This is a genomic window from Reyranella sp. (assembly GCF_017305915.1).
Lineage (GTDB): Bacteria > Pseudomonadota > Alphaproteobacteria > Reyranellales > Reyranellaceae > Reyranella.
The window spans coordinates 1-14,695 of record NZ_JAFKJN010000053.1 but is presented as its reverse complement, the minus strand read 5'-3'; the positions used below and the strand labels follow the sequence as shown (position 1 = coordinate 14,695).

10 protein-coding genes are annotated in these 14,695 nt (G+C 68.2%); 9 read left to right on the top strand and 1 reads right to left on the bottom strand.

Annotated elements, in window-relative coordinates; all coding sequences use genetic code 11:
- Window positions 1-133: 133 nt before the first annotated feature.
- Window positions 134-1,009, bottom strand: a complete 876-nt coding sequence (locus J0J01_RS32490) for a type I restriction enzyme HsdR N-terminal domain-containing protein (RefSeq protein ID WP_296387790.1) — start codon at window positions 1,007-1,009, stop codon at window positions 134-136.
- Between the two features lie 189 nt (window positions 1,010-1,198).
- Between J0J01_RS32490 and J0J01_RS32485 the strand changes: the two genes are divergently transcribed.
- From J0J01_RS32485 to J0J01_RS32445, 9 genes are all read left to right on the top strand, one after another.
- Window positions 1,199-1,648, top strand: a complete 450-nt coding sequence (locus J0J01_RS32485; RefSeq protein WP_296387789.1) for a hypothetical protein — start codon at window positions 1,199-1,201, stop codon at window positions 1,646-1,648.
- Window positions 1,649-2,057: 409 nt separating this feature from the next.
- On the top strand, window positions 2,058-3,671 hold the full coding sequence (locus tag J0J01_RS32480; RefSeq protein WP_296387788.1) for a GMC family oxidoreductase: 1,614 nt from the start codon (window positions 2,058-2,060) through the stop codon (window positions 3,669-3,671).
- A gap of 241 nt (window positions 3,672-3,912) precedes the next feature.
- Window positions 3,913-5,502: a hypothetical protein gene (locus tag J0J01_RS32475; RefSeq protein ID WP_296387787.1), complete on the top strand. Its 1,590-nt coding sequence runs from the start codon at window positions 3,913-3,915 to the stop codon at window positions 5,500-5,502.
- Window positions 5,499-6,326 (top strand): peptidylprolyl isomerase, encoded by an 828-nt coding sequence (locus tag J0J01_RS32470; RefSeq protein ID WP_296387786.1) that lies wholly within the window; start codon window positions 5,499-5,501, stop codon window positions 6,324-6,326. The genes J0J01_RS32475 and J0J01_RS32470 overlap by 4 nt, the downstream gene beginning before the upstream one ends.
- A gap of 210 nt (window positions 6,327-6,536) precedes the next feature.
- Window positions 6,537-8,411 carry a trypsin-like peptidase domain-containing protein gene (locus J0J01_RS32465; RefSeq protein WP_296387785.1) on the top strand — a complete coding sequence of 625 codons (1,875 nt, stop codon included), beginning with the start codon at window positions 6,537-6,539 and terminating at the stop codon, window positions 8,409-8,411.
- A gap of 11 nt (window positions 8,412-8,422) precedes the next feature.
- On the top strand, window positions 8,423-9,301 hold the full coding sequence (locus tag J0J01_RS32460) for a PP2C family serine/threonine-protein phosphatase (protein ID WP_296387784.1): 879 nt from the start codon (window positions 8,423-8,425) through the stop codon (window positions 9,299-9,301).
- Entirely contained in the window at window positions 9,298-11,166 is a 1,869-nt protein-coding gene (locus J0J01_RS32455; RefSeq protein WP_296387783.1) for a serine/threonine-protein kinase, read from the top strand. Before J0J01_RS32460 ends, J0J01_RS32455 begins: the two co-directional genes overlap by 4 nt.
- A 45-nt stretch (window positions 11,167-11,211) precedes the next feature.
- Window positions 11,212-11,823: a hypothetical protein gene (locus tag J0J01_RS32450; protein WP_296387782.1), complete on the top strand. Its 612-nt coding sequence runs from the start codon at window positions 11,212-11,214 to the stop codon at window positions 11,821-11,823.
- 165 nt (window positions 11,824-11,988) lie between these two features.
- Window positions 11,989-14,391 (top strand): phosphoketolase family protein, encoded by a 2,403-nt coding sequence (locus tag J0J01_RS32445; RefSeq protein WP_296387781.1) that lies wholly within the window; start codon window positions 11,989-11,991, stop codon window positions 14,389-14,391.
- Window positions 14,392-14,695 lie beyond the last annotated feature (304 nt).

Genomic DNA, 14,695 nt, shown 5'->3' with positions numbered 1-14,695 from the left:
AGGGGCGAGACAGCGAGAACGCCGGCACCTCACCGCAAATACGGAGCCTTCTGCGCCCATTCGTGACGGCTTCCGACGGAAAAGAGCCGACTACGAGACCAAGGACCGGCGACGCCGTCATTGCGTGACTTGGTCAGACCTTCCCTAGGTCGAACGGGGCATATCGAGCAGCTGCGCCTGGGATCACGCTCAAGTCGGTACCCGCAGGTAAGATTCCCTTTGGTTGGCCCGTGAATATGGAGGGTGCCTCTGGATTTGTGGAAATCCGCTGATCGCTGCAAGAAAACGAGAAACATTCGAGGTTGAGCAGTCGGGCCAACTGATCAAGTTTTGCATCGCTCTGTCGAATAAGAACTTCGCAGCATAGCGCCCCGGTGGGAAGGCGACATGAGAATCCGTCAGTAACGATGCTTCGTATGCCTTCCCGAGCCTTGAGCCAAGCTTGAACCTCCGGATTGGAGGTCGGCGAAAGAAATTCACGATAAGTAATCGCACCGCCAACAATTCGCACGTAAGGGCCAAGCCCAGGGGCTATCGCCACTGCGGGATCTATACGAATGGAGCGGTAGCGCCGCCGAATCGCATCTGGGCTCAGTAACTCCCTTATTTCTGGCATCCGGTTCGCAAGTTCGTCGTGTCGCCACGCGAGAACGGGCTTCTCGAGGAAGCTCGTTTGATAGAGGTGGAATTCCCGCCCATTGACTAACAAGAACAGCGGAGCCGCTACCTCGGGATGCATTGCATATGTGTGCGCCTGCTCGACGTGCTCCCTCGAAATCGGTTCTGAAGGACTCTTTGCCTCAATTGTCCAGCGGGTCACTCCGAGCACTTGGCATACATAGTCGGCTCGACCGCGCAAGTCGGGGTCGGTCGGCTTCTTGCGACCCAGAAAAACCTTTGGGTAGCGAAGGGGATATTCGGTGATAACGTTGGCCTCAGATCCCTGTTCGTACCCTAGCTCCGTGAGGAACGGCCGAACGATAATTTGACACACGTCGGTCTCGTTCATCGTGTCAAGGTTCATAGCGAGACGCCTTTAGAAACAGTCGACTTGGTGCTGCGCGAGGAAGCCTCTCCAGTCATGAGAGACGAGTAGCATACGTGTCCAGTGGGTAAGTCCTCTCGTCGGACGGCCGCGCACACCACGCCATTCGTTGAGCGCGAGTTCGGGGCTCGGAAATCTGGTATAATTGATCCGATGACTACCGACCTTGCGTCCACTGATATTCAAGCGCTGCACAGCATCGCCGGCACCATGATCCCTGTTGATACTGAGTTCGGAACGCCCGGCGCCGATGACCCCGCCATCCTGGCCGATATCGCCAAGTCCATCGGTCGCGACCTGCCGCTGATCCGTACCGCCCTGGCCGAGATCGACAAGCGCGCCGGCGGCACCTTCGCCAGCCTCGACCGCGAGCGCCGCGAAGCCCTGATCAACGACTGGTACGCCACCGGCGGCGCCGCGGCCGCGGCGCTCGGGCGGGTGGTCCTCGCCGCCTATTACCGCGACGACCGCGTCCTGCGGGCGCTGGGGCACGAGGCCCGCGCGCCCTTCCCGCAGGGCCATGTGGTGGAGCAGGGGGATTGGTCGCTGCTCGATCCGGTGAAGCGGCGGGCGGCGTTCTGGCGTGACGATAGGGGCCGGTAATCCGGATCGGGGCCGATAATCCGGACCGGAAGGGCTGACGGCGAGGGCGAGGACCTGGGGATAATGCCTGAGCGCGGGCTCTTTATGGGCAATGGAACGGGGTTTCGGGGCCCTATTCCCTCAGGAATCATGGGGTCCATTGCCCATAATAGGAGGCCGCCGCGAAGCCGCGTAGAATCCGCCCCATGATGAACAAAGTCTGCTTTGCGTTGAACGCCGGCCCCCTTCGCCGATGGGTTTGCGGCCTTCCCGGCCGGGGCGACACCCCGAGGAAAGGTGTTTTTTCGGGGCCCCCCGGAGTCGGTGGATTCGTGGACTCGGGGCCTGAAATGCCGATGCCATCGGCATCCAACCGGTCCACGGCGGTGTGGACTCCTGCGGACTTTTGTCGACTCCCCAAGGAGGCCGCATGACCACCTCCCACGACAAGGTCGACGTCCTGATCGTCGGCTCCGGCGCCTCGGGCGCGGCGGTGGCGTGGAGCCTCGCCGATACGCGCATGCGCATCCTCTGCCTGGAGCAGGGCGACTGGGTCCGCTCGACCGACTTCCCGGCCAACGGCCGCGACTGGGAGGCCCGGCGCGCGTCGGGCGGCGATTGGGACATCCGCCCCAACTTCCGCGGCCGCGATTCAGACTATCCGGTCAACGACGACAACTCGATCATGAAGGTCGCCAACTTCAACGGCGTCGGTGGCGGCACGGTGATCTACACCGCCCACTGGCCGCGCCTGCATCCGTCCGACTTCAAGGTGAGGTCGCTCGACGGCGTCGCCGACGACTGGCCGATCGACTACTGGACGCTCGAGCGCTTCTACGAGGAGAACGACCGCATGATGGGGTCGTCCGGCCTCGAAGGCGATCCCGGCGTGCCGCCGCGGACTCCCCCGATGCCGCCGATCCCGCTCGGCAAGACCGGCGCCGTCTATGCCCGGGCGATGAACAGGCTCGGCTGGCACTGGTGGCCCTCCGACACCACCGTCGCCACCCAGCCCTACGAGGGCCGCGCCCAGTGCATCAACCTCAACCACTGCACGCCGGGCTGCGCCCAGGGCGCCAAGGCCAGCACCGACATCACCTACTGGCCGCTGGCCCAGCGCATGGGCGTCGAGCTGCGGGTGCGCGCCCGCGTCCGCGAGATCACGACCGGCCCGGACGGCATGGCGACCGGCGCGATCTACTACGACCGCGACGGCGCCGAGCATTTCCAGCCGGCCGAGATGGTGATCATGGCCTGCAACGGCGTCGGCACGCCGCGGCTGCTGCTGAACTCCGTGTCGGGCCGCTTCCCCGACGGGCTCGCCAACTCGTCGGGCCTGGTCGGCCGGAACCTGATGCTGCATCCCTGGCCGGTCGTGTCGGGCTACGTGCCGGAGACGGTGGATGGCGGGCGCGGGCCCATCACCTCGCTGTGGAGCAAGCAGTTCTACGAGACCGATGCCTCGCGCGGCTTCGTGCGCGGCTACACGCTCCAGTTCAATCGCGGCGTCGGCCCGGTCAACCAGGCGCTGGCGGGGGTGGCGAGCGGCCAGTTGCCGTGGGGCCGCGACCATCACAAGGTCTATCGCGAGCTGCTCGACCACCGGGTCGGCATCGGGGTGGCCTGCGACGACCTGCCGGAGGAGCACAACCGGGTCACCCTCGATCCGGTGCTTAAAGACGGCAACGGCATCCCGGCGCCCAGGATCGACTACACGATCAGCGACAACACCCGCGCCATGATGGAGCACGGCATCGCCCGCGCCGAGGAGATCCTCGCCGCCTGCGGCGCCACCCGCGTCCACTGCTCGCGCGAGGTGCTGAACTATCCCGGCCATCTGCTGGGCACCGCGCGCATGGGCAGCGATCCCGAGCGCTCGGTGGTCAACGACTGGGGCCGCAGCCACGACGTGAAGAACCTGTTCATCGTCGACGGCAGCGTGTTCGTCACCGGCGGCGGCGTGAACCCGACCTCGAGCATCCAGGCGATCGCGCTCTACATCGCCGACCAGATCAAGCAGCGGCTGGCGACCCTGTTCGATTAGGCGCCTTCACAGGCGCCGGCGGGCGGCAGCGCCTTCCGAGGCGCGAGAGCCCGCGCAGACGTAAGGGAGAGAGCGGGACCAGACGGCGCTCCGGCCGTTGCACGTTTGGCGCGACCTCCCTATCCTGCCGGCGAAGGGAAGTTGTGGGGCGACCTTCGGGGGCTGCTTCATGAAATTCGGGCAGGGCTTGCCGGTCTTCGATCGACAGGCGCCCGCCGGCTTCGGGCTGCGAGGGGGCGGCATGAGGCATTGGCTTTTGCTGGCGGTCGCGCTGGGGCTCGGATCGGGCCCCGCGGCGGCGCGCTATGTCGAGCGGCAGGAGCAGGTCTGCACGCCGCAGCAGGTCTGCCAGCCGGTGCAGCGCACCGAGCAGTCCTGCACCACGCAGCAGGTCTGCCGCACCGTCCAGACGCCGCAGCAGAGCTGCTCCAGCGTGCAGCGCTGCCAGAACGTCACGACCTGGCAGCAGCAGTGCAGCTCGCAAACCCGCTGCGACAACCGCGGCCATTGCAGCCAGGTGCCGTACTGCCAGAACGTGCCGCAGACGCAGCAGCAGTGCTTCAGCCAGCCGGCCTGCCAGACGGTGATGGTGCCGTCGCAGCAATGCGCGCCGCAGCAGCACTGCCAGCCGCGCCAGGTGACGAGCCAGCACTGCAGCACGCAGAACAGCTGCCGCCTGGTAACCAAGCAGGTCTGGGTCCCCGACCCGCCGCCTCCGGCGCCGCCGCCCAAGCCGCCGGTGGTCTACAACCCGCCGCCGCCACCCAAGCCCGTCGTCGTCTCCCCCGTGCCACCTCCGGCGCCGCCCAAGCCGCCGGTGGCCTACAACCCGCCGCCGCCCAAGCCCGTGGTCGTCTCCCCGGCGCCCCCGCCGCCGCCGAAGCCAGTGGTCGCCGCCCCGGTGCCACCTCCGCCGCCCAAGCCGGTGGTTGTTGCTCCTACGCCGGCCCCTCCGACCAAACCGGTAGTAGCGTCCCCGCCGCCTTCCGGAACAACCGGCTCCGCCGGCAAGTCCATCGCGGGCGGCACCTCGCTTCCCGCCGGGACCTCGACGCCTGCCGGAACGTCCGTCCCCGGCAGCATCGCAGCCGGTGCCATCAAATCCGGCAGTGCCATCGATCCGCGCGTTGCCGGGTCGACACCGGCGACGACGCCGGCCGGCCCGAGCGGGACGACGTTCGTCGGCACCGCCAACAAGGTCCTGGGCTCGCAGGCGGTCCAGAACGTTCAAGACGGGCTGAACGTGCTCAGCGCCACCAGGGACCTCAGGACGACCAACGCTCTTACCAAGGAGATTGCCAGCTCGATCAACTCGGTGACCAAAGCCGGCGTCACCGCGTCCGCGGTTACCAGGACCATTGGCGGGGTCGGCGATGGGATCGGCGTCGTCTCTGGCGTCAACAAGGTGTACCAGGACATTCGCACCAGAGATCGCCTGAATGTCGGCTTCGACGCTGCGGGCACCGTGTCGTCGGCCGCGGGTGTCGCCAAGGCGGTCACCCAAGCGACGGCTACCAGCGTGCTCGGCAAGGTGTCTGCTGCGGGTGGCTACATCGAGGTGACGCAGACGATCTTCCAGGCCGGCAGCGACTTCAAGCAAGGCCACGTGGTCGAGGGGTTGGCCAACGGCTTCAAGGCCGTCGGCCAGGGAGCGGCAGGGAGCGCCAGCGCCCTGATGGGCTATGGCTTCGGCACCGGCGTCAGTGCCGCCAATCTCACCCAGTCCGGCGGCCAGGCGCTGGCCGACCAGTACCTCGTGCCGTACATGGTCAAGCACCTCAACGATCCAGCCAATCCGGTTGGCTGGCTGAACAAGCTGCTGCCTCCATGATCAGCCCCCGGTCCTGGTTCCTGATCGTGCTGGTGGCCGGCCTCGGCCTCGCCATCGGCGCCGCGTCGCAGAGCGCGGACGGCGTGGTCGCGCGCGTCAACGGCAAGCCGATCAGCGAGACCGACATGCGCCTGGCCGAGGTCGAGATCATGACCCAGCTGGTCGGGCTGCCGGCCGAGCGCCGGCGGCAGGCCATCCTCGACTACCTGATCGACAGCCAGCTGTTCGCCGATGCGGCCGAGCGCGCCAAGCTCGACCGCGAGCCGCGGTTCGAGGCGCGGCGGCACTACCATCTCCGCCGCGCGCTGCGCGATGCCTATTTCGACGAGCGCCTGCGCGACACGCTCGGCCCCGAGGAGGTCCGGCGCGCCTACGAAGAGCAGATCGCGGCGCTGAAGCCGCTGACCGAGTACCGTCTGCGCCAGATCCTGCTCGGCAGCGAGGCCGAGGCCCGCGACGTCCGCCTCAAGCTCGTCAGCGGCTCGGATTTCGCCGCCGTCGCGCGGCAAGCGAGCCGCGATCCCGGCTCCGCCCAGGCCGGCGGCGACCTGGGCTACCTGGTGCCGGCCCAGCTCGATCCCGATCTCGCGAAGGCGGTGGCGGCGCTGCCGGTCGGCCAGACGTCGGCACCCGTCAAGACGCGCTTCGGCTGGCATCTCGTCCGCGTCGAGGACCGGCGGACACGGCCGCCGCCGACCTGGGACGAGGCCCGCGAGCTGGTCCGCCTCGAGCTGCTCTCCCAGCGCACCCGCGAGGCGGTGTCCGGCCTGCGCGGCGACGCCTCGATCGTCTACACCAATCCTGAAGACGCGATCGGCAAGTGAGGGGGGCTTGGGTTGCGATCGTGAGCCCGCTTCTACCGACAACCCGTTGAATCGATGGCGGTTGCGGTCGGTGTGAATCTGGCGCGTGAGGCGCAAGGCGTCGCTGCAACCGGCGTGCATACTACTATAGCGTTCAAGCCGATCCGTTGATATCGTCATGCGCGTAGAAGGCGCGGGAGGGGCGGCTTCTGCTGCAAGGGGGACTTCCACATGGCTGCTTCTCGCATCGTCATTCAGCATGTCTCGTCGGCAAAGGCGAACCAGATCGAGCAGTTTCCGCTCGACGCCTTCACCGAGCTGACGATCGGCCGCGATCCGACCTCGACCATCCTGTTCGACGCCTCGCGCGACGACTCGGTCAGCCGTCGCCATGCCGTGATCCGCGTCGTCTCGGGCGAGCAACTGTCGTTCAAGATCGCCGATCTCGGCAGCCGCAACGGCACCCGGATCAACGGTGAGGCCATCGCCGGCGAGACCGAGCTGCTGCCCGGCGACACGGTCGAGCTGGGCACGGGCGGCCCGCGCTTCGTGTTCGACGTCCAGCCGCGGCCGGCGAACCTGGTGGCGCGCACGCGCGTCCTGCCCAAGGTCATGAACGAGACCAAGATCCTGAGCACGGCGGAGATCGAGGCCGCAGCCAAGGCGGCGACGACCTCGACCATCACGCCGATCAACCCGACGACGCCCGACATGCCGAAGAGCGGCGTCGGCCGCGCCACCGTGATCGGCATGCTGGCCGAGCAGCGCACCCAGACGAACCGCAGCTGGATGTACGTCCTGGCCGGCGTGCTCGTGCTCGTCGCGGTCGGCGGCGGCTACCTGTACTACGACGGCAAGCTGAAGGCCGAGGCCGCGGCGGTGGCCATGAACGAGCAGCAGCGCCAGCTCGCGGCACAGCGCGAAGCGGCGCGCCGCGCCCAGGCGGAGAGCGCAGCCGCGATCGAGAAGGCGCAGCGCGAGAGCCAGGCGGCGCTCGAGAAGGCGCAGCAGGAAAGTGCTTCGTCGATCCAGAAGGCGGTCGGCATGGCGCCGCAGGAGATCGTGCGGCGCTGGGGCAACTCGACCGTGCTGATCGAGGCGAGCTGGCGGCTCTACCACCAGGGCTCGGGCAAGCCGGTCTACCAGAAGATGATCACCCAGCCCGACCGCACGCGGCTGCCGGCCTACATCCTGCTGGCCAACGGCGCGATCGTGCGCTGGCTCACCACCGAGGACGAGAACCAGACCAACCGCGTGATCGGCCTGGACGCGACGGGCACCGGCTTCGTGATCAGCAGCACGGGCTTCGTCCTGACCAACAAGCACGTGGTCGCCGGCTGGACCACCACGGTCTACAACCAGCAGCAGCGGGCGCGCGGCGAGGACATGAAGGGCGTGCTGTACGACATCCAGCAGCGCCAGGGCCCGCGCTACTTCTCGCCGGCCGAGAGCCTCGAGCTGTTCAGCTGGACGCCCAGCAAGGCGGCGGTCCTGTTCCAGGGCAACCAGCCGGTTCCCGTGCCGGAGGAGCGCAGCCGCTTCGAGGGCCGCGTCGACCGCCTGCAGGTCAAGTTCCCGGGCAGCCACACCCCGGTCGACGCGCGCTTCATCCGCGCGTCGCTGCATGCCGACGTCGCCGAGATCAAGATCGACAGCGGCCAGGAGCTGACGCCGGTCGAGCTGTCGAGCGGCGCGATCTCGCCGGTCGGCGAGGCGGTGACCGTGATGGGCTATCCCTCGTTCTCCAACAAGACCTTCGCGCTGATCCGCTCCAACGAGGGCATCAACGCCTCGGCGACCCTGGAGAACATCCCCGAGCCGACCGTGACCGCCGGCAACATCGCCCGCATGGGCGACGGCCGGTCGGTCGGCGACACCACCGGGCAGAGCGGCGGCGGCGCGATCGCGACTTACGGCTCGATGGGCGAGCTCTACCAGCTCACGGTGCCGTCCGGCGCCGGCAACAGCGGCGGCCCGGTGTTCGACCGCGAGGGCAAGGTGATCGGCATCTTCAGCGCCGGCCTGCCGGGCCGCGAGACCACGACCTTCGCGGTGCCGATCAAGTTCGGCATCGAGCTGTTCAAGCTGCAGCGCGCCTCCGAGTAGGCCGCTGCACGATGGATGGCGATGTCTCCGGCGCCGGGGCCGCCCCGGCGCGGGCGTCCGATGCCGGACCGCTGTGCGTCGCCGCGGCGATGCTGAGCCATGTCGGCTGCGTGCGTTCCTCCAACGAGGACTCCGTGATCTACAGCGTGCCGGCCGACAACGGCCCGTCGGCGGCGCACGGCGCGCTGATGCTGGTGGCCGACGGCATGGGCGGCCACGCCGCCGGCGAGATCGCGAGCCGGATCGCGGCGCAGAGCATCCATCACCTGTTCTATCGCCAGGTGCAGGACGTGCCGGCGGCGTTGGCCGAGGGCTTCGCGGCGGCCAACCACGCCATCCGCGAGCGCAGCAAGAGCGATCCGGAATGCGCCGGCATGGGGACGACCTGCACGGCGATCGTGCTGCGCGACGGCCACTTCTGGCTGGGCCATGTCGGGGACAGCCGCGCCTACCTGGTCCGCAACGGCAAGGTCTTTCGCATCAGCGAGGACGATTCGCTGGTCGCCGAGATGGTCCGCCGCGGCAACATCACCGAGGAGGAGGCCAAGACCTTTCCCGACCGCAACGTGATCCTGCGCGCGCTCGGCATCGAGGACGAGGTGAAGCCGATGATCTGGCATGAGGGCCTGCCGGCCAAGGTCGGCGACGTCGTCGTGCTGTGCACCGACGGCCTGAGCGACCTGGTCGACGACAATTTCATCCGCGACATCGCCGGCTGGCTGGCGCCCTACGAGGCCTGCCAGGCCTTCATCGACGCCGCGCTCGCGGCCAATGCGTCCGACAACGTCTCGGTCGGCGTCATGGCGGTCACGCGCGACGACGACAGGTCGCGGGTCGGCCGCCGGACATCGCCCATCGAGTCGTCCCTCCCGAAGCGAGAACCGACATGATCCCCGAGTCGATCGGTCGCTACGAGGTCCAGTGCCTGCTCGGCGAAGGCGCCTTCGGCCAGGTGTTCGCCGCGCGCGACCCGGCGCTCGACCGCAGCGTGGCGATCAAGCTGCTGCGCTCGATGTACGGCAACGACGCCAGCTTCATGGCGCGCTTCCGCACCGAGGCGGCCAGCCTCGCCAGGCTCCAGCATGCCAACATCACGGCGATCTACGACATCCTGCAGGACGAGTCGCAGCACGGCATGGTGATGGAGCTGGTGCACGGCCACACGCTCGAGCACGTGCTGAAGCAGATGCGGCGGCTGCCGCTGCGCGAGGCCCTGGCGGTCGCCGTGCAGACCGCGTCCGGCCTGGGCTACATCCATCGCCTCGGCATCGTGCATCGCGACATCAAGCCGTCCAACATCATGCTGACCACGGACGGCGTGCTGAAGATCATGGATTTCGGCATCGCCCGCATCCAGGGATCGACGCGGCTGACGCATGACGGCAGCGCCGTCGGAACGCTCGCCTATGCCGCGCCCGAGCAGATCAAGCGCGACGAGGGCACGCCGGCGAGCGACCAGTACAGCCTCGCCTGCATGATCTACGAGATGCTCTCGGGCGATCCGCCGTTCGACGCGGTGACCGAGTTCGAGCTGATGCAGGCACAGATCGCCAAGGCGCCCGCGCCGGTGTCGACCAAGGTGCAGGGCATTCCGCCCGAGGTCGACCAGGCGCTGCTGCGCGCGCTGGCGAAGACGCCGGCCGAACGGTTCGGCTCGGTCGCGCAGTTCGTGGCGGTGCTCGGCGGCCAGGCGGTGCAGGCGGAAGCGGGCGACATCCTGCGCGCGCTGATGGGCCGGGCCGACGCATTGCCGCCGATCCCCGAACGGGCGCCCGCGCGCGCCGGCGGGTCGAGCAAGCCCAAATCCAGCAAGCCCAGCAAGCCGTCGCAGCCGGTCGTCGCCCAACTGGCGGGCGTGCGGGCCAACACGCCCATCATCGTCATGGGGATCGCCGTCGGCATCGCCGTCGCGGTCGGCGCCTTCATCATGCTCGATCAGAGTCCGTTGAAGTCCGCCGCGCCGCCGCAGGTCGCGCAGGCGCAGCCGGACACGGTCGTCGCCGCGCTGCCCACGCCGCCGACGGCCGCGCCGCCACCTGCCGTCGCGCCAGCGAAGCCGGCCGAGGGGGCGGTGCTGCCGGCACCACCGGCGCAGCAACCGGCTCCGTCGGCCGTGCAACCGCCACCGCCGGCGCCGCAAACGGACAGCGGATTGGCGGCCGCGCCGGTGACGCCTCCGCTGTCATCGCAGCTGACACCGCCGCCTCAATCGCCGCCGACGCGCGTACAGGAGATGCCGCCGCCGAGGCCCAGCCGGCCTGTCGACGACTATGCGCAAAAGCCGAATCTGGAGTTCGCGCCGGCCATCGGACCGGCCGCCGGAAATGAGCCGACGGTGGAGCGCCTCGAAAGCTACGCCGCCACAACGGGCGAGCCGACAGGGTCCAAGCCGGCACAGAAGCCTGTGCAGCGCATGCCCAAGGAGCAGCCGACATACCAGGGCAAGGTCGAAGACTGGATCGCGGGCAACCTCCTGTTCGTGCAGAGCCCGACGGGCGGCGTGAAGAAGGTCGATCTTTCCCTGTATGGCATCGTCGGCAAGGACGGCAACGCGAAGGAAGCCGCCGACGTCCGCAAGGCTCTCGAAGCCTACGCCAAAGGACGCGTCATCAAGTGCTGGCTGCGTGCCGAGGACAACAAGCAGAAGAACCTGTGTTTCCTCGACGGCACGGACATCGCGCTGTGGGCGCTCGAGCAGAAGCTCGTCAAGCCGAGCAAGCACGCGCCGCCGGAGTATCTCGCTGTCAAGCAGTGAGTGGGGCGTATTCGACAAAAGAGTAGTGATTGGGGGAGCGACAGCATGATTTGGAAACTAGTGAGCGCAGCCGTGGTGCTGCCCGTGGCGTTGACGATGGTCGGTGGCTGTGCGGCGCCGACGCCGGAGAGCTGCACGACGAACTACACCGCGACCGGCGCTCTGGTCGGTGCAGCGGCCGGCGCGGCCGTGGGCATCGGAATCGCGGCGATCGCCAATGCGACCGGGCAGGGCTTCGGCCTGGCCGCGCTCGGCGGCGCGGCGGTTGGCGCCCTCGCCGGTGCGATCATCGGCCAGCAGCAGGACAAGGCCTGCCACCAGATGGCCCTGAAGATGGCCCTCGACAAGGCGGCCGATGAAACGCGCCAGCGCCGTGCCGCCGAGGCAGCGGTGGCGAGCGCGGCGGCCCCGTCGCGGTCCGTGCAGGCCAAGCCGGCGGCCGCGGCGCCGCAGCCCGCCGCCTACCAGACGGTGGCGTGGGCCAATCGCATGACCAACAACAGCGGCTCCATCACCCCGCTGGGCGAGGTCGAGGAGGCACCGGCCGACGCGGTCTGCATGACCTACGTCGATCAGCAGATCGTCTCGGGTAAGGCGCAGAGCGTCACCGGCAAGGCCTGCCGCGGCCCGGACGGCGAGTGGAAGCCCATGACCTGAAGCGCGGGCCTCGCATCATCTCCACCGTGACGCCGATGCTCGGCGTCACGTTACGCGGCGAGAGCGCGATCGCCGACCGTACCCATGACGTCGCGGCCGGGCACCTTGCGCCGGGCCGTTCGTTGCCTCACCGTCGCCCGCGGGCGGCGGGATCGCGAGGTCACGATGGCAAATGCTCTGTCCGAGAACGAGCGCGGCCTGCTCGACGCCTGGTGGCGGGCCGCCAACTATCTCTCCGTCGGCCAGATCTATCTCTACGACAATCCGTTGCTGCGCCAGCCGCTCGCCAAGGAGCACATCAAGCCGCGGCTGCTCGGCCACTGGGGTACCACACCGGGCCTGAACTTCATCTACGTCCATCTCAACCGGCTGATCCGCCGCGACGGCCTCGACATGATCTACATCACCGGCCCCGGCCATGGCGGGCCCGGCGTGGTGGCCAATGCCTGGCTCGAGGGCACCTACAGCGAGGTCTATCCCGACGTGTCGGCCGACGGGCGCGGCATGAAGCGCCTGTTCACGCAGTTCTCGTTTCCCGGCGGCATCCCGAGCCATGCCGCGCCCGAGACGCCGGGCTCGATCCATGAGGGCGGCGAGCTGGGCTATGCGCTGTCGCACGCTTATGGCGCGGCGTTCGACAATCCGAACCTGATCGTCGCCGCCGTCGTCGGCGACGGCGAGGCGGAGACGGGCCCGCTGGCGACGAGCTGGCATTCCAACAAGTTCCTGAACCCGGTCACCGACGGCGTGGTGCTGCCGATCCTGCATCTCAATGGCTACAAGATCGCCAACCCGACGGTGCTCGCCCGCATCACGCCCGAGGAGCTGGAGCACCTGTTCCTCGGCTACGGCTACACGCCCTACGTCGTCGAGGGTGACGAGCCGATGGCGATGCACGAGAAGATGGCCGCGACCCTCGATGCGGTGATGGCCGAGATCCGGCGCATCAAGGACGAGGCGCGCACCGAAGGATTCACCGGCCGGCCGCGCTGGCCGATGATCGTGCTGCGCACGCCCAAGGGCTGGACCTGTCCGAAGGAGGTCGACGGCAAGCGCACCGAGGATTACTGGCGCGCGCACCAGGTGCCGCTCTCCGGCCTGCACGACAATCCGGCGCACGTCCGCCTGCTCGAGCAGTGGATGAAGAGCTACCGGCCGGAAGAGCTGTTCGACGGGGAAGGCCGGCTGCAGCCGAAGGTGGCCGCGCTGGCGCCGTCCGGCGCGCGGCGCATGAGCGCCAATCCGCATGCCAACGGCGGCCTGCTGCTGCGCGATCTGCGGTTGCCGGACTTCCGCGACTACGCCGTCGAGGTTGAGGCGCCAGGTGCTGCCACCGCCGAGGCGACGCGCGAGATGGGCCGCTTCCTGCGCGACGTGATGAAGGCGAGCGCGGCGGATCGGAACTTCCGCCTGTTCAGCCCCGATGAGCTCAACTCCAACCGCTGGCAGGACGTGCTCGAGGTCACCAACCGCGCCTGGGTGGCCGAGACGTTGCCGTGGGACGACCACCTCGCGCCCGACGGCCGCGTCGTCGAGATGCTGAGCGAGCACCAATGCCAGGGCTGGCTCGAAGGCTACCTGCTGACCGGCCGGCACGGCTTCTTCTCGTGCTACGAGGCCTTCATCCACATCGTCGATTCGATGCTCAACCAGCACGCCAAGTGGCTGAAGGTGTGCAATCGCATCGAATGGCGGCGGCCGATCGCATCGCTCAACTACCTGCTGTCGAGCCACGTCTGGCGCCAGGACCACAACGGCTTCAGCCACCAGGACCCGGGCTTCATCGACCACGTGGTGAACAAGAAGGCCGAGGTGGTGCGCGTCTACCTGCCGCCCGACGCCAACTGCCTGCTGTCGGTCACCGACCACTGCTTGCGCAGCCGCAACTACGTCAACGTCGTCGTCGCCGGCAAGCAGCCGTCGCCGCAGTGGCTCACCATGGACCAGGCGATCAAGCACTGCGACGCCGGTCTCGGCATCTGGGAATGGGCGAGCAGCGACCGCGACGCCAAGCCCGACGTCGTGATGGCCTGCTGCGGCGACGTGCCGACGCTCGAGACGCTGGCGGCCGTCGACCTGCTGCGTTGCCACGCGCCCGAGCTCAGGGTGCGGGTCGTGAACGTCGTCAACCTGATGAAGCTCCAGCCGCCCAGCGAGCATCCGCACGGCCTGCCCGACGCCGACTTCGACGCGCTGTTCACCACCGACCGGCCGATCATCTTCGCCTTCCACGGCTATCCGTCGCTGGTCCACCGGCTGACCTACCGCCGGCACGGCCACGACAACATCCACGTGCGCGGCTATCGCGAGGAGGGCACGACCACGACGCCGTTCGACATGTGCGTGCTGAACGGCCTCGACCGCTTCCATCTGGTCGGCGACGTGATCGACCGCGTGCCGGGTCTCGCCGAGCGCGCCGCTTACGCCAAGCAGGCGATCCGCGACAAGCTGATCGACCACAATCACTACATCGCCAGGCACGGCGACGACATGCCCGAGGTCGCCAACTGGCGATGGGGCCGGCAGAAGGCGGTCGCAATCGGCTCGACCGAAGCGGACAACCTGTGAACGCCCTGCGACGACAATAGGGAACGAGATTGCTTGAAGTCGGAGCAAGCCTTCCTCCCCATTCATATGGGGAGGTGTCAGCGTCTTCCGCTGACGGAGGGGTCAGAAGCCACAACACGACCGCGGCTCATGACCCCTCCGCCCACGTAAGACATGGGCACCTTGTGTCTTGGAATGGGTGCAGACTGCGGTCGCCAGAGGATCGGCTCGCACCCGATCCTCTGGCGCGGCAGGAGAGCCCGTCTGGCACCAAGACTGCACGTCGTTGGGGAGCTTGGGCCCCGGCCGTTGTCTTCGCAAACCC